This is a genomic window from Kitasatospora sp. NPDC088160, assembly GCF_044741445.1.
Lineage (GTDB): Bacteria > Actinomycetota > Actinomycetes > Streptomycetales > Streptomycetaceae > Kitasatospora.
Genome location: NZ_JBIUSS010000010.1, coordinates 209,626 through 228,340, shown reverse-complemented (window position 1 = coordinate 228,340; position 18,715 = coordinate 209,626). Strand labels below are relative to the sequence as shown.

At 72.4% G+C, this 18,715-nt stretch carries 21 protein-coding genes and 1 riboswitch; of the genes, 3 read left to right on the top strand and 18 right to left on the bottom strand.

Features of this window, described 5'->3' with window-relative positions; genetic code table 11:
• Positions 1 to 24: 24 nt before the first annotated feature.
• The 6 genes from carB to pyrR are packed head-to-tail and all read right to left on the bottom strand — an operon-like array spanning position 25 to position 8,031.
• On the bottom strand, positions 25 to 3,333 hold the full coding sequence (gene carB / locus ACIOGZ_RS17800; protein ID WP_363583146.1) for a carbamoyl-phosphate synthase large subunit: 3,309 nt from the start codon (positions 3,331 to 3,333) through the stop codon (positions 25 to 27).
• Positions 3,326 to 4,543 carry a glutamine-hydrolyzing carbamoyl-phosphate synthase small subunit gene (carA, locus tag ACIOGZ_RS17795; RefSeq protein ID WP_363583144.1) on the bottom strand — a complete coding sequence of 406 codons (1,218 nt, stop codon included), beginning with the start codon at positions 4,541 to 4,543 and terminating at the stop codon, positions 3,326 to 3,328. Before carA ends, carB begins: the two co-directional genes overlap by 8 nt.
• Entirely contained in the window at positions 4,540 to 5,106 is a 567-nt protein-coding gene (locus ACIOGZ_RS17790; protein ID WP_363583142.1) for a hypothetical protein, read from the bottom strand. The genes carA and ACIOGZ_RS17790 overlap by 4 nt, the downstream gene beginning before the upstream one ends.
• A complete protein-coding gene (locus ACIOGZ_RS17785; protein ID WP_400986391.1) occupies positions 5,103 to 6,407 on the bottom strand; it encodes a dihydroorotase in 1,305 nt (434 codons plus the stop codon). Before ACIOGZ_RS17785 ends, ACIOGZ_RS17790 begins: the two co-directional genes overlap by 4 nt.
• On the bottom strand, positions 6,404 to 7,378 hold the full coding sequence (locus tag ACIOGZ_RS17780) for an aspartate carbamoyltransferase catalytic subunit (RefSeq protein ID WP_363583140.1): 975 nt from the start codon (positions 7,376 to 7,378) through the stop codon (positions 6,404 to 6,406). The genes ACIOGZ_RS17785 and ACIOGZ_RS17780 overlap by 4 nt, the downstream gene beginning before the upstream one ends.
• A gap of 5 nt (positions 7,379 to 7,383) precedes the next feature.
• Complete coding sequence (pyrR, locus tag ACIOGZ_RS17775; protein ID WP_363583138.1) at positions 7,384 to 8,031, bottom strand: bifunctional pyr operon transcriptional regulator/uracil phosphoribosyltransferase PyrR; 648 nt, start codon at positions 8,029 to 8,031, stop codon at positions 7,384 to 7,386.
• Positions 8,032 to 8,361: 330 nt separating this feature from the next.
• Here pyrR and ACIOGZ_RS17770 point away from each other — a divergent pair, with 330 nt between their 5' ends.
• Positions 8,362 to 8,865, top strand: coding sequence for a transcriptional regulator (locus tag ACIOGZ_RS17770; protein ID WP_031072501.1), 504 nt, complete (start codon positions 8,362 to 8,364; stop codon positions 8,863 to 8,865).
• Positions 8,866 to 8,989: 124 nt separating this feature from the next.
• On the opposite strand, the gene ACIOGZ_RS17765 is transcribed toward ACIOGZ_RS17770, so the two are convergent.
• From ACIOGZ_RS17765 to rpmB, 10 genes are all read right to left on the bottom strand, one after another.
• Positions 8,990 to 9,931, bottom strand: a complete 942-nt coding sequence (locus ACIOGZ_RS17765; protein WP_400986389.1) for a hypothetical protein — start codon at positions 9,929 to 9,931, stop codon at positions 8,990 to 8,992.
• Between the two features lie 220 nt (positions 9,932 to 10,151).
• The gene (locus ACIOGZ_RS17760) at positions 10,152 to 10,979 is read right to left on the bottom strand and encodes a thioesterase family protein (RefSeq protein WP_363583134.1); all 828 of its coding nucleotides are present in this window, start codon (positions 10,977 to 10,979) and stop codon (positions 10,152 to 10,154) included.
• 159 nt (positions 10,980 to 11,138) lie between these two features.
• A complete protein-coding gene (gene nusB / locus ACIOGZ_RS17755) occupies positions 11,139 to 11,576 on the bottom strand; it encodes a transcription antitermination factor NusB (RefSeq protein WP_063346766.1) in 438 nt (145 codons plus the stop codon).
• Positions 11,577 to 11,580: 4 nt separating this feature from the next.
• Positions 11,581 to 12,144 (bottom strand): elongation factor P, encoded by a 564-nt coding sequence (efp, locus tag ACIOGZ_RS17750; RefSeq protein ID WP_350877845.1) that lies wholly within the window; start codon positions 12,142 to 12,144, stop codon positions 11,581 to 11,583.
• Between the two features lie 79 nt (positions 12,145 to 12,223).
• Positions 12,224 to 13,330 carry a M24 family metallopeptidase gene (locus tag ACIOGZ_RS17745; protein WP_400986387.1) on the bottom strand — a complete coding sequence of 369 codons (1,107 nt, stop codon included), beginning with the start codon at positions 13,328 to 13,330 and terminating at the stop codon, positions 12,224 to 12,226.
• A 90-nt stretch (positions 13,331 to 13,420) separates the two neighbouring features.
• A complete protein-coding gene (rpmF, locus tag ACIOGZ_RS17740; RefSeq protein ID WP_063346769.1) occupies positions 13,421 to 13,594 on the bottom strand; it encodes a 50S ribosomal protein L32 in 174 nt (57 codons plus the stop codon).
• A gap of 53 nt (positions 13,595 to 13,647) precedes the next feature.
• Positions 13,648 to 13,884 carry a 30S ribosomal protein S18 gene (gene rpsR / locus ACIOGZ_RS17735; RefSeq protein ID WP_363583130.1) on the bottom strand — a complete coding sequence of 79 codons (237 nt, stop codon included), beginning with the start codon at positions 13,882 to 13,884 and terminating at the stop codon, positions 13,648 to 13,650.
• Between the two features lie 12 nt (positions 13,885 to 13,896).
• A complete protein-coding gene (locus ACIOGZ_RS17730) occupies positions 13,897 to 15,063 on the bottom strand; it encodes a CobW family GTP-binding protein (RefSeq protein ID WP_400986386.1) in 1,167 nt (388 codons plus the stop codon).
• Between the two features lie 5 nt (positions 15,064 to 15,068).
• Positions 15,069 to 15,374: a 30S ribosomal protein S14 gene (gene rpsN, locus ACIOGZ_RS17725; RefSeq protein ID WP_363627480.1), complete on the bottom strand. Its 306-nt coding sequence runs from the start codon at positions 15,372 to 15,374 to the stop codon at positions 15,069 to 15,071.
• A complete protein-coding gene (gene rpmB, locus ACIOGZ_RS17720) occupies positions 15,374 to 15,610 on the bottom strand; it encodes a 50S ribosomal protein L28 (RefSeq protein WP_363627479.1) in 237 nt (78 codons plus the stop codon). The genes rpsN and rpmB overlap by 1 nt, the downstream gene beginning before the upstream one ends.
• Positions 15,611 to 15,735: 125 nt before the next feature.
• On the opposite strand from rpmB, the gene rpmG reads away from it, so the two are divergent.
• Positions 15,736 to 15,900, top strand: coding sequence for a 50S ribosomal protein L33 (gene rpmG, locus ACIOGZ_RS17715; protein WP_363618280.1), 165 nt, complete (start codon positions 15,736 to 15,738; stop codon positions 15,898 to 15,900).
• Between the two features lie 112 nt (positions 15,901 to 16,012).
• Here the strand turns inward: rpmG and ACIOGZ_RS17710 are convergent, their stop codons facing one another.
• Positions 16,013 to 17,125 carry a HoxN/HupN/NixA family nickel/cobalt transporter gene (locus ACIOGZ_RS17710; RefSeq protein ID WP_363583272.1) on the bottom strand — a complete coding sequence of 371 codons (1,113 nt, stop codon included), beginning with the start codon at positions 17,123 to 17,125 and terminating at the stop codon, positions 16,013 to 16,015.
• A gap of 29 nt (positions 17,126 to 17,154) precedes the next feature.
• Positions 17,155 to 17,369: riboswitch (cobalamin riboswitch) on the bottom strand.
• 81 nt (positions 17,370 to 17,450) lie between these two features.
• On the opposite strand from ACIOGZ_RS17710, the gene ACIOGZ_RS17705 reads away from it, so the two are divergent.
• Positions 17,451 to 17,834: a metalloregulator ArsR/SmtB family transcription factor gene (locus tag ACIOGZ_RS17705; protein WP_363583120.1), complete on the top strand. Its 384-nt coding sequence runs from the start codon at positions 17,451 to 17,453 to the stop codon at positions 17,832 to 17,834.
• A gap of 54 nt (positions 17,835 to 17,888) precedes the next feature.
• On the opposite strand, the gene ACIOGZ_RS17700 is transcribed toward ACIOGZ_RS17705, so the two are convergent.
• The gene (locus ACIOGZ_RS17700) at positions 17,889 to 18,698 is read right to left on the bottom strand and encodes an Fpg/Nei family DNA glycosylase (RefSeq protein WP_400986383.1); all 810 of its coding nucleotides are present in this window, start codon (positions 18,696 to 18,698) and stop codon (positions 17,889 to 17,891) included.
• Positions 18,699 to 18,715: the final 17 nt, after the last annotated feature.

Below are 18,715 nucleotides of genomic sequence, written 5' to 3'. Positions count from 1 at the left end.
TCGGTGCCCCCCACTGCGGTGGTGCTACTTGCGGCCGGCGTTGATCAGCGCGGCGTGCTCCTGGAGCGACATCACCCCGACCTCGTCGCGCAGCAGCGCGTCCATGCCCTGGACGGCCGCGCCCATCGCCTGGACCGTGGTCAGGCAGGGCACGCCGCGGGACACGGCGGCGGTGCGGATCTCGTAGCCGTCGAGGCGCCCGCCGGTGCCGTACGGCGTGTTGATGATGAGGTCGACCTCACCGTCGTGGATCAGCTGGACGATGGTCCGCTCGCCGTTGGGGCCCTCGCCCTCGCTGTGCTTGCGCACCAGCGTGGACGGGATGCCGCCGCGGTGCAGCACCTCGGCGGTGCCGGCGGTGGCGAGCACCTCGAAGCCGAGGCCGACCAGCGCGCGGGCCGGGAAGACCAGGTTGCGCTTGTCGCGGTTGGCGACCGAGACGAAGACCTTGCCCTTGGTCGGCAGCGCGCCGTAGGCGCCGGCCTGGGCCTTGGCGTAGGCCGTGCCGAAGACCTTGTCGATGCCCATGACCTCGCCGGTCGAGCGCATCTCCGGGCCGAGCACGGTGTCCACGCCGCGGCCGTGGATGTCACGGAAGCGGCTCCACGGCATCACGGCCTCCTTGACCGCGATCGGCGCGTCGGCCGGCAGCGTGCCGCCGTCGCCCTCGGCCGGGAGCAGGCCCTCGGCCCGCAGTTCGGCGATGGTGGCGCCGAGCGAGATCCGGGCGGCGGCCTTGGCCAGCGGCACGGCGGTCGCCTTGGAGGTGAACGGCACGGTGCGGGAGGCGCGCGGGTTGGCCTCCAGCACGTACAGGATGTCCCCGGCCAGTGCGAACTGGATGTTGATCAGGCCGCGGACGCCGACGCCGCGCGCGATGGCCTCGGTGGAGGTGCGCAGGCGCTTGATGTCGTAGCCGCCGAGGGTGATCGGGGGCAGCGCGCAGGCGGAGTCGCCGGAGTGGATGCCGGCCTCCTCGATGTGCTCCATGACGCCGCCGAGGTAGAGCTCGGTGCCGTCGTAGAGCGCGTCGACGTCGATCTCCACCGCGTCGTCGAGGAAGCGGTCGATGAGCACCGGGTGCTCGGAGATCAGGCCGGCGTGGCGCTCCAGGTAGGAGGCGAGCGAGGCCTCGTCGTAGACGATCTCCATGCCGCGGCCGCCGAGCACGTACGACGGGCGGGCGAGCACCGGGTAGCCGATCTCGTCGGCGATGGCCTTGGCCTCGGCGAAGGAGAAGGCGGTGCCGTGCTTGGGGGCGGGCAGGCCGGCGTCGCGCAGCACGCGGCCGAAGGCGCCGCGCTCCTCGGCGAGGTCGATCGCCTCGGGCTGGGTGCCGACGATCGGCACGCCGTTGTCCTTGAGCGCCTGGGCCAGGCCGAGCGGGGTCTGGCCGCCGAGCTGGACGATCACGCCGGCCAGCGGGCCGGCCTGCTGCTCGGCGTGGACGATCTCCAGCACGTCCTCCAGGGTGAGCGGCTCGAAGTAGAGCCGGTCGGAGGTGTCGTAGTCGGTGGAGACGGTCTCCGGGTTGCAGTTGACCATCACGGTCTCGTACCCGGCGTCGGCCAGCGCGAAGGAGGCGTGCACGCAGGAGTAGTCGAACTCGATGCCCTGGCCGATGCGGTTCGGGCCGGAGCCGAGGATGATCACGGCCGGCTTGGTGCGCGGGGCGACCTCGTTCTCCTCGTCGTAGGACGAGTAGAAGTACGGGGTCTTGGCGGCGAACTCGGCGGCGCAGGTGTCGACGGTCTTGAACACCGGGCGGATGCCGAGCGCGTGCCGGACCTCGCGGACGACGTCCGGCTTCAGGCCGCGGATCTCGCCGATCTGCTGGTCGGAGAAGCCGTGCCGCTTGGCGTGGCGCAGCAGCTCGGGGGTGAGCTCGGCGGCCTCGGTCAGCTCGCCGGCGATCTCGTCGAGCAGGAAGAGCTGGTCGACGAACCACGGGTCGATCTTGGTGGCCTCGAACACCTCCTCCGGGGTGGCGCCGGCCCGGATGGCCTGCATCACGGTGTTGATCCGGCCGTCGGTCGGCACGACCGCCTTGACCAGCAGCTCGGCCTTGTCGCCGACCGGGCCGGTCCAGGAGAACTGGGAGCCCTTCTTCTCCAGCGAGCGCAGCGCCTTCTGCAGCGCCTCGGGGAAGTTGCGGCCCATGGCCATGGCCTCGCCGACCGACTTCATGGTGGTGGTCAGCGTGGCGTCGGCGCTCGGGAACTTCTCGAACGCGAACCGGGGAACCTTCACCACGACGTAGTCGAGGGCCGGCTCGAAGGAGGCCGGGGTCTGCTCGGTGATGTCGTTGGGGATCTCGTCGAGCGTGTAGCCGACGGCCAGCTTGGCGGCGATCTTGGCGATCGGGAAGCCGGTCGCCTTCGAGGCCAGCGCGGAGGAGCGCGACACCCGCGGGTTCATCTCGATGACGATGACCCGGCCGTCGTCGGGGTTGACGGCGAACTGGATGTTGCAGCCGCCGGTGTCGACGCCGACCTCGCGGATCACGGCGATGCCGATGTCGCGCAGGATCTGGTACTCACGGTCGGTGAGGGTCATCGCCGGGGCGACGGTGATCGAGTCACCGGTGTGCACGCCCATCGGGTCGAAGTTCTCGATGGAGCAGACGACCACGACGTTGTCGTTCTTGTCGCGCATCAGCTCCAGCTCGTACTCCTTCCAGCCGAGGATGGACTCCTCCAGGAGCACCTCGGTGGTCGGCGAGAGGGCCAGGCCCTGGCCGGCGATGCGGCGCAGGTCCTCCTCGTCGTGGGCGAAGCCGGAGCCGGCGCCGCCCATGGTGAAGGAGGGGCGCACGACGACCGGGTAGCCGCCGAGCGTGTCGACGCCGGCCAGCACGTCGTCCATCGAGTGGCAGATGACCGAGCGGGCGGACTCGCCGTGGCCGATCTTGGCGTTGACCGCCTCGACGACGCCCTTGAACAGCTGGCGGTCCTCGCCCTTGTTGATCGCCACCACGTCGGCGCCGATCAGCTCGACGCCGTACTTCTCCAGCGTGCCGGCCGAGTGCAGGGAGATCGCGGTGTTGAGCGCGGTCTGCCCGCCGAGGGTCGGCAGCAGCGCGTCGGGGCGCTCCTTGGCGATGATCCGCTCGACGAACTCCGGGGTGATCGGCTCGACGTAGGTGGCGTCGGCGATCTCCGGGTCGGTCATGATCGTGGCCGGGTTGGAGTTGACCAGCACGACCCGCAGGCCCTCGGCCTTGAGGACGCGGCAGGCCTGCGTGCCCGAGTAGTCGAACTCGGCGGCCTGGCCGATCACGATCGGGCCGGACCCGATCACCAGGACGGACTTGATGTCAGTGCGCTTAGGCACGCTGGCCCTCCATGAGCTTCACGCTGTGCTTGTCGTCGCCTCGCATGAGCTCGACGAACCGGTCGAAGAGGTAGGCCGCGTCGTGCGGGCCGGCCGCCGCTTCGGGGTGGTACTGCACGCTGAAGGCGGGGACGTCGAGCGCCTGGAGGCCCTCGACCACGTCGTCGTTGAGGCAGACGTGGGAGACCTCGACCCGCCCGAAGGGGGTGTCGCTCACCCGGTCCAGCGGTGCGTCCACGGCGAAGCCGTGGTTGTGCGCGGTCACCTCGACCTTGCCGGTGGTGCGGTCCTGCACCGGCTGGTTGATGCCGCGGTGGCCGTACTTGAGCTTGTAGGTGCCGAAGCCCAGCGCGCGGCCGAGGATCTGGTTGCCGAAGCAGATCCCGAAGAACGGGGTCCCGCGTTCCAGCACGCCCTGCGCGACGGCGACCTGGTGGTCGGCGGTGGCCGGGTCGCCCGGGCCGTTGGAGAAGAACACGCCGTCCGGCTGGACCGCGTAGAGGTCCTCCAGGGTGGAGTTGGCCGGCAGCACGTGCACCTCGATGCCGCGCTCGGCCATCCGCTGCGGGGTCATCCCCTTGATGCCGAGGTCCAGCGCGGCGACGGTGAACTCCGCAGTGCCGATGGGCAGGGCTTCGCCGCCGGGACCGATCGCGGGCACGACGTACGCCTCGGTGGTGGCCACCTCGGCGCACAGGTCGGCGCCCTTCATCTCGGGCGACCGCTGCACCCGGGCGAGCAGTTCGGCCTGGTCGGTCAGCGCCTCGCCGGAGAAGATGCCGCAGCGCATCGCGCCGCGCTCGCGCAGGTGGCGGGTGAGCGCCCGGGTGTCGATGCCGCTGATGCCGACGACGCCCTGGCGGACGAGCTCCTCGTCCAGCGAGCGGGTGGAGCGCCAGTTCGACGCCACCCGGGCGGGGTCGCGCACGACGTACCCGGCGACCCAGATCCGCTTGGACTCGTCGTCCTCGTCGTTCCAGCCGGTGTTGCCGATCTGCGGGGCGGTCATCACGACCACCTGGCGGTGGTACGACGGGTCGGTGAGGGTCTCCTGGTAGCCGGACATGCCGGTGTTGAAGACGGCCTCGCCGAAGGTCTCGCCGGTCGCGCCGTAGGCCTCGCCGCGGAAGGTCCGGCCGTCCTCCAGGACGAGCACGGCGGGGGTGCGCTCCCGCCGTCGGCGCTGCGTGGTGGGGGCAGGTGCGGTCATTGAGCGGCCTCTTCCGTCTTCGTCTTCGTACGTGTTGCGAGTTGGGCGATCGCCTCGACCCAGGCGGCGTGCTCGTCCGGGTGGTCGGCCCGGAAGCCCGAGTCCAGCTCGGTGCCCTCGTGCGTCCAGGTGACGACGAGCAGCCCGGCCGGGACGACCTTGCCGGCGATCCCGGAGTCCGTGCGGGCACCGGTCAGGTGTCCGGCCGGGATCCAGAGGTCGACGTCACCGGGGCGCCGCACCAGCAGGCCGTCCTCGCCGAGGGTGAGGTCGGCGCGGCTGCGGGTGCCCAGGCCGTGCGCGACGACGCGGTCGAGCCAGTTCCCGGCGGTGGTGGAGCCGTGGTACCGCCCGCTGGTCTCCAGGATGGTCCGCCCGGCGCCGGCCGGCACGGCGGGCAGCGGCGGGATGCCGGACTGGAGGGTGCGCCGCCAGTTCCAGCCCTGCCGCATCAGCCAGTAGACGAGCCCGATGACGATCAGCAGGCCGACGGCCCAGCCGATGTACCCGGGCCAGTTGGTGACCTTGGCCTGCTCCTGGGCGAGCGCGGCCGGGCCGGTCACGCCGCCCCGCCCTGCTCGGCCAGCTCGCCGGCCAGCACGGTGGCGCGCCCGCGCAGGAAGGTGGCGTGCACCCGTCCGGGCAGGTCAAGGCCCTTGTAGGGGGTGTTGCGGCTACGGGTGGCGAAGCTGTCCGGGTTCACGGCACCACGGTACGCGGGATCGAACAGCACCAGGTTGGCCGGCTCACCGACCGAGACGGGACGGCCCTGTCCGGCGAGACGGCCGATCCGGGCCGGGCGGTGCGACATGCGGTCGGCGACGCCCTCCCAGTTCAGCAGGCCGGTGTCCACCATGGTCTGCTGCACGACCGACAGCGCGGTCTCCAGGCCGACCATGCCCATCGCGGCGACGGCCCACTCGCAGTCCTTGTCCTCGTCCGGGTGCGGCGCGTGGTCGGTGGCGACGGCGTCGATGGTGCCGTCCGCGAGCGCCTTGCGCAGCGCCTGGACGTCCTCGGCGGTGCGCAGCGGCGGGTTGACCTTGTAGACCGGGTCGTAGGAGCGGACCAGCTCGTCGGTGAGCAGCAGGTGGTGCGGGGTGACCTCGGCGGTGACGTCCCAGCCCTTGGCCTTGGCCCAGCGGATGATCTCGACCGAACCGGCGGTGGAGACGTGGCAGACGTGCAGCCGGGAGCCGACGTGCGCGGCGAGCAGCACGTCCCGCGCGATGATCGACTCCTCGGCGACGGCCGGCCAGCCGCCGAGCCCGAGCTCGCCGGAGACCTGGCCCTCGTTCATCTGGGCGCCCTCGGTGAGCCGCGGCTCCTGGGCGTGCTGGGCGACGACGCCGTCGAAGGCCTTGACGTACTCCAGGGCGCGGCGCATCAGCACCGCGTCGTCCACGCACTTGCCGTCGTCGGAGAAGACCCGCACGTTCGCGGCGGACTCGTGCATCGCGCCCAGCTCGGCGAGCTTGTTGCCCTCCAGGCCGACGGTGACGGCGCCGACCGGCTGCACGTCGCAGTAGCCGGCCTCCTGGCCGAGCCTCCAGACCTGCTCGACCACGCCGGCGGTGTCGGCCACCGGGGTGGTGTTGGCCATCGCGTGCACGGCGGTGAAGCCGCCCATCGCGGCGGCCCGGGTGCCGGTGAGCACGGTCTCGGCGTCCTCGCGGCCGGGCTCGCGCAGGTGGGTGTGCAGGTCGACGAGACCGGGCAGCACGATCAGGCCGCTGGCGTCGATCTCGATGTCCGCCTCGACCGCCAGGTCGGTGCCGATCGCCTTGATCACACCGTCGGCGAGGTGGAGGTCCTGCGGGGCACCGCCGAGGATCTGGGCGTTGCGGATCAGGTAGGTGGTCACTGAGCGGTCTCCACGGAGTCGGTGCGGGCGTCGTTGAGGGTGGCTCCCCCGAGCAGCAGGTACAGGACGGCCATCCGGACCGACACGCCGTTGGCGACCTGCTCGACCACGGTGCAGCGCGGCGAGTCGGCGACCTCGGCGGTGATCTCCATGCCGCGCACCATCGGGCCGGGGTGCATCACGATGGCGTGCTCGGGCAGCTGGGACATCCGGGTGCCGTTCAGGCCGTAGCGACGGCTGTATTCGCGCTCGGTCGGGAAGAACGCGGCGTTCATCCGCTCGCGCTGCACCCGCAGCATCATCACCGCGTCCGTCTTGGGGAGCACGCGGTCCAGGTCGTAGCTGACCTCGCAGGGCCAGTTCTCGATGCCGATCGGCAGCAGCGTCGGCGGGGCGACGAAGGTCACCTGGGCACCGAGGGTGGTCAGCAGGTGCACGTTGGAACGGGCGACCCGGCTGTGCAGGATGTCGCCGACGATGGTCACCCGGCGCCCGGCGAGGTCGTGGCCCAGCCCGGCGTTGAGGTGGCGGCGCATGGTGAAGGCGTCGAGCAGGGCCTGGGTGGGGTGCTCGTGGGTGCCGTCACCGGCGTTGATCACGCTGCCGTGCAGCCAGTCGGACTGGGCGAGACGGGCCGGCGCGCCCGAGGCGTGGTGCCGGACGACGACCGCGTCGGCGCCCATCGCCTGGAGGGTGAGCGCGGTGTCCTTGAGGCTCTCGCCCTTGGAGACCGAGGAGCCCTTGGCGGAGAAGTTGATGACGTCGGCGGAGAGCCGCTTCTCGGCGACCTCGAAGGAGGTCTTGGTGCGGGTCGAGTCCTCGAAGAAGAGGTTGACGACGGTCCGGCCGCGCAGCGTGGGCAGCTTCTTGACGGCCCGTCCGGAGAGCTGGGCCAGCTCCTCGGCGGTGTCCAGGATCAGCAGCGCGTCGTCGCGGGTGAGATCGGCGGCGGAGACGAGGTGGCGCTTCACGCGGGTTACTCCGAAAGGTGCGGTTCGGACGGCTGGGAGGCCAGGGCCTGCGAACCCTGTTCATCGCGCGCGGAGCGCGACGCATCGGTGTAGTCGCGGTCGCCGACCAGCACGGCGTCCACGCCGTCGCTGTCGGACAGGCGCACCTGCACGGCCTCGCGCAGCGAGGTGGGGAGGTTCTTGCCCACGTAGTCGGCCCGGATCGGCAGCTCGCGGTGGCCGCGGTCGACCAGGACGGCGAGCTGGACGGCGCGCGGGCGGCCGATGTCGTTCAGCGCGTCGAGCGCGGCCCGGATGGTGCGGCCGGAGAAGAGCACGTCGTCGACGAGGATGACGAGCTTGCCGTCGATGCCGCCGGACGGGATCTCGGTGTGCTCCAGGGCGCGGGCGGGCTTGAGCCGCAGGTCGTCCCGGTACATGGTGATGTCCAGGGCACCGAGCGGGATCTCGCGCCCGGTGATCTGGGCCAGCCGGCCGTGCAGGCGGCGGGCGAGGTGGACGCCCCTGGTGTGGATGCCGAGCAGCACGACGTCCTCGGCGCCCTTGGCGCGCTCGACGATCTCGTGCGCTATCCGGGTGACGACCCGGGCGATGTCCGTGCCGTCCAGCACCTGGTGCGGCGGTCGCGGCGTCGAATCTTGGTGTGTGGTCATGCCGAAGCGGACCTCCTTCCCCGCCTCACTGGACGGGCCTTAAAGGATGTCTGGGACTGCCCCCGCCGACCGGGCGCGGGCTTCGAGCCATCCTAGCAGCGGGCCGGGAGGCAACCGGACACGCACCATTCCGCTTCGCCGGGTTCACGCCCCGGACGCGCCGCGGATGCGGGCCATTCGCACGACTGCCCCATTCGGCTTGACGCAGCTACCTTACTCTACGTAACCTCACAGTGAGTTACGAGACGGACGTCGAACCCACCGGTAACGGCGTCGGCAATCGTCCGTGACCCACCACTGAACGCGAAGCAATCTCGTCCGGGGAGATCAATGTCCAGCGACTACGCGAAGCAACTCGGAGGCAAGCTCCGAGCGATCCGCACTCAGCAGGGTCTCTCCCTGCACGGTGTCGAGGAGAAGTCCCAGGGGCGCTGGAAGGCAGTCGTCGTCGGCTCGTACGAGCGCGGCGACCGTGCGGTCACCGTGCAGCGGCTGGCCGAGCTGGCGGAGTTCTACGGCGTCCCGGTGCAGGAGCTGCTGCCCGGCGGCACCCCCGGCGGCGCGGCCGAGCCGCCGCCGCGCCTGGTGCTCGACCTGGAGAGACTGACCCAGGTCCCGTCCGAGAAGGCCGGCCCGCTGCAGCGCTACGCGGCGACGATCCAGAGCCAGCGCGGCGACTACAACGGCAAGGTGCTGTCGATCCGCCAGGACGACCTGCGCACCCTGGCGGTCATCTACGACCAGTCGCCGTCGATCCTCACCGAGCAGCTGATCTCCTGGGGCGTGCTGAACCCCGACGCGCGCCGCGCGGTGCGCGAGGAGGAGGCGAGCTGACGCTCGCCGCACCGGCTCCCGCCGGCTCGGTCCGCGGTCCGGGCCACGCCCCGGGCCGTGCAGAAACGTCACGGCGCGGCACCCCGCATCCCGGGGGCCGCGCCGTCGCGCGTCCACGGCCGGCTCAGCAGACCGTCCCCAGGCTGTAGCCGGGCTGCGCCGCCACGCCGTCCAGCCGCACCGGCCCGGCAGCCGGCGCCCAGTCCTGCCCGCCGCTCGACCAGGCCCAGGAGGCCGGCAGGAAGTGCTCGTCGGCGGCTCCGCCACGGGCGCCGCCCGCCGCCACCGAGCCCTGCGAGCCGTGCAGCACCGCCACCCCCGGCAGCTCCAGCGCCAATCCGGCGCACAGCACCGCGCAGACCAGCTCCAGGTCCTCGTCGTTGATCCGGACCACGCCGTCCTCCCACTGCAGCACCCGGGCCGCCGCGGTCAGCCGCCCGCCCGGCGCGTCCACCCGCAGCCGCAGCTCGTACACCCCGGCGCCCGCGCCGACCAGCATCCGGCGGAACACCTCGGCGCCGCGCTGGCGGGCGGCGCGCACCCAGCGGGCGTGCTCCTCGTCGACCTCGCCCGCAGCCCCGGACAGGCCGCCGTCCAGCAGCAGGTCGGCGTGGCAGAGCGTCAGCCCGTTCTCCCGGGCCCGGACCAGGCGCGGCACGAAGTCCCCGGCCAGTTCCTCGCCCTGATAGGCCAACAGCTGGGTCTGCAACGGCGGATTGACCAGGTAGCGATCGCGGGCGAGCGGCTCGGCCGGGTCCAGCCCGTGCAGCACGCAGAACTCCGCGAAGTCCTGCGGGTGGAACATCCGGGCCCGCACGGTGTCGAAGCGCTCCAGGGCGTCGGCCAGCAGCTCGGCGGTCTCGGCCAGGTAGTGCTCGTGGGCGGCGGCGTTCGACAGCCCCCAGGCACGGGCCCGGGCGAAGTCGGCCGCGCTGGTCAGGATCCCGATGACGAACGCCTGCTCGGCCCCCTCGGCCCGCCGCCGCTGGTGCGGCGCCCGCACCGTGGGTCGCGGGCCGCCGGCGGTGCAGTCGGAGTTGCGGCGGGCACGGCCGTTGCGGCTCATGCGCCCACCTCGCTGCGCTCGGCACGGGCCTGCGCCCCTGCGCGCCTCTCGGTGGTTCGCTCGCTGCGCTCGCTCACGGGATGGCTCCTGGCATCGACGGGTACCGTCGGCGGGTGACGGTCAGCGGCCGGCTCGCCGCTGACCGTCTATCTCCCCATCCGCGCGCGCCGCACACGTACGGCGTGTCACAGGAATGTAACCGACGGTAAGACGATGTGATTCACGCCGTCCGCGGCACCCGGGCGAGCTGGCGGGACTGCGCGACCAGGCGGCCGGACTCGTCCCAGACCTCGGCGTCCTCCTCGAAGTACCCGCCGGCCACGTTGCGGGTGGCGTGGGTGACCCGCAGCCAGCCCGGGACCGGCCTGGCCCGCAGGTGGACGGTCAGTTCGACGGTCGGGGCCCACCCGGGCAGGCCCAGGTCGAAGGTCACCGGCGGCAGCGCGTCGGCGACCAGCAGGAGCAGCAGCGGGTCGGGATCGCGGCCGTCGGCGAGCCGGAACCAGCCCTGGATCCGCCCGTTGCCGGACGGCTGCCCGAGCGCCCAGCCGATGGTGGCCGGGTCCAGCCGCAGGTCGAAACGCTCCAGCAGCTCGGCCTGGGCGATCAGCTCCCGGGGCGCGTGCTCGACGCCGACGCACTGGTCCGGCGGCGGCAGCTGCGGCGGCACGGCGCTGGTGCGCACCTCGCCGTCGGCGGTGGAGAGGTCGCCGTGGCTGGCGACCACCCGCAGCCGCTCCACGCCGTCCTGGCTGAGCGAGGCGGTGCCGGTGGAGAGCCCGCGGCCGGTGCGCAGCACCTCGGTGCGGACGGTGGCCGGGCCGGGCGTGGAGGCGGACAGGTAGTAACCACTGATCGACACCGGGTCGGGGTGGTCGCCGTGCTCCAGCGACAGCGCGTGTCCGGCGACGGCGAGCAGCAGCCCGCCGTTGACCCCGCCGCCGATCTGCCAGCCGGCACCGAGTTCGGCCTCGTAGCGGCCGGGCTCGTCAGGGTGCCGGGTCAGGGCGATGCCCTGGTCGAACTCGCTGCGGGTCGCGGTGGTCATGGGGGTGGCCTGCCCTTCACTGCGGGTTTCCGAACGCCAAGTTACTGGCGAGTAGGGCACCACCTTACGCCGCCCGGGTGAAACGCGCGACGGCCGCTGGACCCGGAATCCGGGTCCAGCGGCCGTTCTGCGGGTCTCACCACCGCCGGTGGTCGGGACCTACCGGCGGATGCTCGGCTTCAGCTCCAGGAAGCGGGCGAGCAGGCCGTTGACGAAGGCCGGGGAGTCGTCCGTGGAGAACTCCTTGGCGATCTCCACGGCCTCGTCCAGGACGACCGCGTCCGGGACGCCGTCCTCCCAGATCAGCTCGTAGGCGCCGAGCCGCAGGACGTTGCGGTCCACGATCGGCATCCGGTCGAGGGTCCAGCCCACCGCGTACTGCGAGATCAGGTCGTCGATCCGGCGAGCGTGCTGGACGTACCCCTCGATCAGCTCCATGGTGTACTCGCCGACCTGCGGGGTGCCCTCGTCGGGCTTCGGCTCGCGGGCGCGGGCCACCCAGTCCGCGAGGACCCGCTGCGGGTCGACCCCGCGGTGGTCGGCCTCGAAGAGGATCTGGAAGGCCCGGGTGCGGGCCTTGCTACGTGCGGCCGACACGGACTTACTTCACCCGGCCGAGGTAGCTGCCGTCGCGGGTGTCGACCTTGATCTTCTCACCGGTGACGATGAAGAGCGGCACGGCGATCTCGGCACCGGTCTCCAGCGTGGCCGGCTTGGAGCCGCCGGTGGAGCGGTCGCCCTGGACGCCCGGCTCGGTGTGGGAGATCAGCAGCTCGACGGAGGCCGGGAGCTCGATGTACAGCGGGGAGCCCTCGTACATGGCGACCAGGGCCTCGAAGCCCTCCAGCAGGTACTTGGAGGCGTCGCCGACGACGGCCGGCTCGACCACGATCTGGTCGTAGGTGTCCGTGTCCATGAACACGAAGTTCTCGCCGTCCTTGTACGAGAACTGCATGCCGCGCTTGTCGACGTTGGCGGTCTCGACCTTGGTGCCGGCGTTGAAGGTCTTGTCGACGACCTTGCCGGTCAGGACCTCCTTGAGCTTCGTGCGCACGAAGGCCGGGCCCTTGCCGGGCTTGACGTGCTGGAACTCGACGACGGACCAGAGCTTGCCGCCCTCCAGCTTGAGGACCATGCCGTTCTTGAGATCGTTCGTGGAAGCCACGGGCGCACTTACTCCTGGATATAGCTGTCAAGGAACCAAGGCTTGCGTCCTGCCGCCGACGGCCGACGGGCGGCCGCGGTCACAGGGCGAGGAGCTCCTTGGTGGTGATGGTGAGCAGCTCGGGCCCGCCCTCCTCTGGGGGACGCACCACGAGCGTGTCCTCGATCCGGACACCGCCCTTGCCCGGGAGGTGGACCCCTGGGCCGACGGTGACCGGCACGCGGCTGTCCAGTTTACCCATGTCCGACGGACCGAGGCGCGGCGCCTCCCGGATCTCCAGCCCGATGCCGTGGCCCACCGGGTGCGGGGAGGTCTCGGTGTGGCCGGCCGCCTCCAGGATCTGCCGCGCGGCCCGGTCGGGCACGCACTGCTCCACGCCCGGCCCGAGCGCCTCCCGGGCGGCCCGCTGGGCCCGGAACACCAGCCGGTGCAGCTCCACCTGCCAGGGCGCGGGCGCGGCGCCGATCACGAAGGTCCGGGCGGTGGAGACGCCGTAGCCCCGGTACTGGGCGCCCATCACCACGGTGAGGAAGTCGCCCTCCTCCACCCGGCGGTCGGTCGGCTGGTGGGCGGGCTGGCCGGAGTGGCTGCCGGTGCCGACGGACACCGGGTAGGCCGCCCGGTCCGCGCCGTGGTCGATCATCCGGCGTTCCAGCTCCATCGCCAGGTGCCGTTCGGTGCGGCCGACCAGGATCGACTCCAGCAGTTCGCCGAGCGCCTGGTCGGCGATCTCGGCGGCGATCCGCAGGTCGGCGATCTCGTGCTCGTCCTTGACCACCCGCAGCCGCTCGACCACCTGCCCCAGGTCGGCCAGCCGGGCCCCCTCCGCCAGGCCCGCCACCGCGCGGTGGCGGCTGACGGTCAGGTCGTGCTCCTCCACCGCCAGGTCCGCCACGCCCAGTCGCACGGCGGCGGCGGCCGCCGCCAGGGCGGTGTCCGCCGAGGCCGCCACCGGCACCTGGGTGACGTCCGGCGCGATCAGGTGTTCCCCGGTGTCGTCCGCCGGCAGATCGTCCGGCACTGCCAGCAGCACCCGCTCCCGGGTCAGCAGCAGCGTCGCCCCGCAGGGCGCGCAGCCCGTCAGATACCGCACGTTCGCCGCCCGGGTGATCAGCGCCGCATCGGCCCCGGCCGCACTGCAGTGCTCCCTCACCCGCTCCCGCCGACCCGCGTACGCATCAGACATGCGTCGAGCCTACGAACCCCCACTCCGATCCGCCCGCCGAGCACCCCCGACAGGGCGCGCCCCCACCCCCGCACGCCCCCTCCGTGGTCGCTACGCCCCCTCCGGGTCGATCAGGCCGCGGCGGTAGGCGGGGACCAGGTTCTGGGGGACGAGCAGTTCGCGGCCGTTGAGGGTGATCGGGACGAGCTTCGGGGCCTTGCCCTTCCACTGGGCCCGGCGGTGCCGGGTGTTGCTGCGGGACGTCTTGCGCTTGGGGACGGCCATCGGGGGCTCCTTGTCGGGTGGTGACGGTGGTGGCGGTGGTGACGGTGGTCCGGTTACCGGGTGGTGCCGGCGGCGTACGGGAGGAGGGCCATCTCGCGGGCGTTCTTGACGGCCCTGGCCACGGCGCGCTGCTGCTGGACGGTGAGCCGGGTGACGCGGCGGCTCCGGATCTTGCCGCGGTCGGAGACGAAGCGCCGCAGCAGGTCGGTGTCCTTGTAGTCGATGTACTCGATGCCGGCCGTGAACAACGGGTTCGGCCGGGCCTTGGGCGGGTTCGGTCGCTTACGCACAGTGACGGCTCCTTAGTGAACGGGGTCGAGCAGGTCCCGGAAGGCGTCCGGCAGGGCCTTCCAGCCGGGTTCGCCCGCCGCGAGTTCGGCGTCGGTGAGCAGACAGGAGTCGAGCAGCCCGGTGACGCCGTCGACGTCGAGGCCCTCCGCGGTGAAGCTGAGCTGCTGCACCCGGTCGCCGTGCAGAGGGTGCCAGTCGAGGGCGGCGGCGGCCCGGCGGGCGGGCGGGTAGAGCTCCCAGGCGGCGTCGGGCAGGGAGGTGAGCCAGGGGCCGCACTCCTCGACGGCGAGGTTGGCCCCGGCGGCGTCCCAGGCGAGCATCAGGTCGGGCCGGTTGGCCAGCCAGAAGCGGCCGCGGCTGCGCTGGGCGGCGGGGACGAGCAGTTCCAGCGCCCGGTGCAGCCGCTCGGGGTGCAGCGGGCGTCGGCGCTCCCAGACCAGCGTGGTGACGCCGGCCTCGTCGCTCTCCTGCGGGAGCAGCGCGATCGCCGGGTTGACCCGGTCGCGGGCGGCGGCGACGTCGAAGCCGCCGAGGGCGGCCCGGGTGAGCGCCCCGGTGCCGAGCCGGACGACCCGGGCGGTGGGGTGGAGCTGGCGGAGCAACGCGAGCCCGGGCGCGTGCGCCGTCGCGCGCGGGACGGCGAGGGTGGTGGCGTACTCGACCTGGTGGGCGAGCGCCTCCGCGCGGGTCCGCTGGTCCTGGACGGCGGTGTGCTCGCCGTGCTCCACCAGGTCGTCGGAGACGGAGAGTTCGCCGATCAGCCGGTCCGGGTCTACGGCCGTGACCACGCCCGCGAGTTCGACGGCGTCCTCCAGGTGGCGGCCGTCCGCCTCTCCCCCGGCGATCACCTCGACGGCCGGGTGCGGGTCGCTGCCGCCCCACAGTTCGACGATCGCGAGCCCGTACCGGCCCTCGTCGGCGATCCGCAGCAGTCGCGGCAGCAGGTCCTCGCGCAGGGCGCAGCAGGGGCAGTCGTTCACCAGCGGGACGTCGGCGACGTCGAACCCGCCTCCCGCGTCGCGCAGTTCACGGCGGACGACGCCCTGCGAGGCCTCCCGCAGGTCATGGTGGAGGACCACCGCGTCCACCGCTGCCGCCGCCAACTCCCGGACGGCGGCGCGGCGTTCGTCGGCGTGCAGTCCGGCGACGACCACCACGGGCAGTTTGATCCCGTCCACGCCGCTCACCAGCTGGCCTTGCGGACGCCGGGCAGGTGGCCGGCGTGGGCGTGGACGCGGAGGTTGACCCGGGAGAGGCCGAAGGCGCGCAGGTAGCCACGGGGGCGGCCGTCGACGGCGTCGCGGTTGCGGATCCGGGTGGCGCTGGCGTCGCGGGGCTGGCGGGCGAGTTCGGCCTGGGCGTCCGCGCGTTCGGCGGGGGCGGTGCCGGGGTGGGCGGTGATCCGCTTGAGCTCGGCGCGGCGCTCGGCGTACCGGGACACGACGGCGCGGCGCTGCTCGTTCTTGGCGATCTTGCTCTGCTTGGCCATCAGACCTTCCCCCCTCGGGCGCGGATGCGGGCGACGGCGGCCTCGATGCCGATCGTGTCGATGGTGCGGATGCCCTTGGCGCTGAGGGCGAGCCGGACGTACCGGCCCTCACCGGGCAGCCAGTAGCGCTTGTGCTGGATGTTGGGGTCGAAGCGGCGGCGGGTGCGGCGGTGCGAGTGCGAGATCGCGTTGCCGAATCCGGGTTGGCGGCCGGTGAGTTGGCAGTGGGCGGACATGGGTGCTCCCTGGCGTCCGGGAATGGGCGGGACGGAGCCCACGTTACACCAGATGAAAATGACTTCCATTTCGGTGTACGGTTTCGCCCCAGCCCCGAACACCCCGCCAACCCGGGAGGACACCCATGGCCCGCAGCGAACTGCGCCCCGTCATCAAGCTCCGCTCCACCGCCGGCACCGGCTACACGTACGTGACCCGCAAGAACCGCCGCAACGACCCGGACCGGATGGTCCTGCGCAAGTACGACCCGGTCGCGCGCCGGCACGTCGACTTCCGCGAAGAGCGCTGAACCCCGCCCGCCCGACGACCGGCACCGGCCCGCAGCGACGAAACGGCGCCTCCCCCGGGATCCCGGGGGAGGCGCCGTCGCTGATCGCTGCCGTCGCTGATCGCAGCCGTCGCTACTCGGCGGCCACCCAGCGCTTCTCCACCCGGGCCAGCTTCCAGTAGGCGATCGCCGCGGCCCAGACCACCACGAACAGCCCGGCGATCGCGTAGCCGACGTTGTCCAGCGAGATGCCCGCGATCCAGCCGGTGACCGGGTCGGTCAGATCGAGCTTCTCGTGCAGCACGCCGACCAGTTCGATGGTGCCGATGACGAAGGCCACCGCGATCGACAGCCCAGTGATCGTCAGGTTGTAGTACACCTTCCGGACCGGGTTCGCGAAGGCCCACTGGTACGCGAAGTTCATGAACGTCCCGTCCAGGGTGTCGAACAGGCTCATCCCGGCCGCGAACAGCAGCGGCAGGCAGACGATCGCGTACCAGGGCAGCCCGGCCGCCGCGCCCGACCCGGCCATCACCATCAGGGTGACCTCGGTCGCGGTGTCGAAGCCCAGCCCCAGCACCATGCCCACCGGGAACATCTGCCCGGGCCGGGTGATCGACCGGGTCGCCCGGTTCAGCACCCGGGCCATGAAGCCGCGCGAGTTGAGGTGCTCCTCCAGCTGCGCCTCGTCGTACGACCCGGCCCGCATCGCCCGGAACACCTTGAGTATGCCGAGCAGCGCGGCCAGGTTGAGCGCGCCGATCAGGTAGAGGAACGCGCCGGAGGCCGTCGTGCCGACCATCCCGAGCCACTTGTGGGTGGCCGAGTCGTCGTCCATCAGCGTGCTGGCCAGCTGCGCGCCGCCCGCCACCAGGGCGGCCATCAGCACCACCATCGAGGAGTGCCCGAGGGCGAACCAGAAGCCGACCGAGACCGGCCGCTTGCCGTCCGCCATCAGCTTGCGGGTGGTGTTGTCGATCACCGCGATGTGGTCGGCGTCGAAGGCGTGCCGCATGCCGAGGGTGTACGCGGTGATCCCGAGGCCCACCCCGAAGACCTGGGTGCCGACCGCGTAGTTGTGGGGCGCGACCAGGAAGACGAGCGTCCCGAAGGCCACCACGTGCATGGCCAGGATCACCCCCATCAGCCCGGCCGTGCGGACGGTGTCCTCGCGCTTCCAGCGGAACGTGGGCAGCACGGACGGTGTCGCCGGCGCCTCGGCGGCGGCGGTTTCGGGCAGGGTCATTCGGGTCACGCTCCAGCACCTCGTGGAAACACTTCGTGAGATGCCGTGGCCGGTCTCCTGGCTTACGGGGGTCCCGTACCCGCCTTCCCAGGTGCGCGAGGCTCCCAGTGGCGTCGTGGGTACGGACGTCTCTCCATCGTCGACGATCACGATGGCCCGATCACAGTGGCGAGGGCCGCTCCGGACTGGGACCCCTGAGGATCCGTCACCGGTCTTCCCGAGCACCACGGCGGGGAACACCGTAGGGGCCAGGACCCACCCTTGCAAGGCTGCGCACCTGCGCAGGTGTCCAGGATCACAGGCCCCCTCCTGCAACAATGTGCGCATGCATCTCGTACCGGCCGACCGCGCGGGCCACCGCACCATCGACGGACACCGGGTCTGCGAGGCCATCGCCGCGATCGGCGACCCCGCGCACGTCCGCACCTGGGCCGAGCGGTTCTCCCTGCTCGCCGACCCCGGGCGGCTCGCCCTCCTGCTCGCCCTCCACCGGGCCGGCCCGCTCGCCGTCTCCGACCTCGCCGTCGCCACCGGCATGCGCGACCCCGCCGTGTCCCAGGCCCTGCGGCTGCTCCGCACCGCGGGCGTGGTCACCGGGGACAAGGACGGGCGGATCGTGCGCTACCGGCTCGTGGACGAGGCCCTGCGCCCCCTCCTCGACGCGTGCGCCGCCGCCGAACACCACGAGCCCAGCGCGGCCGTCGTCTGACCGGCTCCCCCGGAGGACGCGCCGGGGCCCGGCCGGAGCAACCCTCGAACGCGGTCAGGCCGCCTGGCAGGCGGGGCACCAGAAGAGGTTGCGCGCGGCGTGCTGCTCCGTCCGGACGTCGGTGCCACAGACCAGGCAGGGCATCGCGGCCCGCCGGTAGACGTACACCTCGCCGCCGTGGTCGTCGACGCGCGGCGGGCGGCCCATCGCCTCGGGGGTGTGCTCGGGGCGGACGGTGTCGATCCGGCCCGCGCCGACGCCCTCGTGCATCAGGGCGACCAGGTCGGCCCAGATCGCGTCCCACTCGCCCCGGGTGAGGTCGCGGCCGGCGCGGTGCGGGTTGATCCCGTGGCGGAACAGCACCTCGGCCCGGTAGACGTTGCCCACCCCGGCCAGCACCTTCTGGTCCATCAGCAGCGCGGCGACGGTCGTCCGGCTGGCCGATATCCGGCGCCAGGCGGCCTCCGGGTCGGCGTCGGCGCGCAGCGGGTCGGGGCCCAGCCGGGCGGCGACGGCGGCCTTCTCCGCTCCGGTGACCAGCGCGCAGGTGTTGGGGCCGCGCAGGTCCGCGTAGCCGTCGTCGTTGGCCAGCCGCAGCCGGACCAGGCCGACCGGCTCGGGCGCGGGCCCGGTACCGAAGGCGAAGCCGCCGTAGAGGCCGAGGTGGACGTGCACCCAGGCGCCCTCCTCGAAGCCGAGGAACAGGTGCTTGCCGACGGCTTCGGCCGCGGTGAGCAGCTGCCCGTCGATGGCCTTGGCCTCGTCGGCGAACCGGCCCTGCGGGCTGGACACCTCGACCGGGCGGCCGCCGAAGGCCTTCCGGTTCTCGGCGGCGAGGCGGTGGATGATGTGGCCTTCCGGCACGGGCGTCAGCTCCCCCG

What these genes read in the sequence shown, in the direction of transcription:
- carA (WP_363583144.1), bottom strand. Translation starts at nt 4,543, where the DNA reads ATGACCGCACCTGCCCCCACCACGCAGCGCCGACGGCGGGAGCGCACC.
- pyrR (WP_363583138.1), bottom strand. Translation starts at nt 8,031, where the DNA reads ATGACCACACACCAAGATTCGACGCCGCGACCGCCGCACCAGGTGCTG.
- ACIOGZ_RS17770 (WP_031072501.1), top strand. Translation starts at nt 8,362, where the DNA reads ATGTCCAGCGACTACGCGAAGCAACTCGGAGGCAAGCTCCGAGCGATC.
- ACIOGZ_RS17765 (WP_400986389.1), bottom strand. Translation starts at nt 9,931, where the DNA reads ATGAGCCGCAACGGCCGTGCCCGCCGCAACTCCGACTGCACCGCCGGC.
- ACIOGZ_RS17760 (WP_363583134.1), bottom strand. Translation starts at nt 10,979, where the DNA reads ATGACCACCGCGACCCGCAGCGAGTTCGACCAGGGCATCGCCCTGACC.
- ACIOGZ_RS17745 (WP_400986387.1), bottom strand. Translation starts at nt 13,330, where the DNA reads ATGTCTGATGCGTACGCGGGTCGGCGGGAGCGGGTGAGGGAGCACTGC.
- rpmF (WP_063346769.1), bottom strand. Translation starts at nt 13,594, where the DNA reads ATGGCCGTCCCCAAGCGCAAGACGTCCCGCAGCAACACCCGGCACCGC.
- rpsN (WP_363627480.1), bottom strand. Translation starts at nt 15,374, where the DNA reads ATGGCCAAGCAGAGCAAGATCGCCAAGAACGAGCAGCGCCGCGCCGTC.
- rpmB (WP_363627479.1), bottom strand. Translation starts at nt 15,610, where the DNA reads ATGTCCGCCCACTGCCAACTCACCGGCCGCCAACCCGGATTCGGCAAC.
- rpmG (WP_363618280.1), top strand. Translation starts at nt 15,736, where the DNA reads ATGGCCCGCAGCGAACTGCGCCCCGTCATCAAGCTCCGCTCCACCGCC.
- ACIOGZ_RS17710 (WP_363583272.1), bottom strand. Translation starts at nt 17,125, where the DNA reads ATGACCCTGCCCGAAACCGCCGCCGCCGAGGCGCCGGCGACACCGTCC.
- ACIOGZ_RS17705 (WP_363583120.1), top strand. Translation starts at nt 17,451, where the DNA reads ATGCATCTCGTACCGGCCGACCGCGCGGGCCACCGCACCATCGACGGA.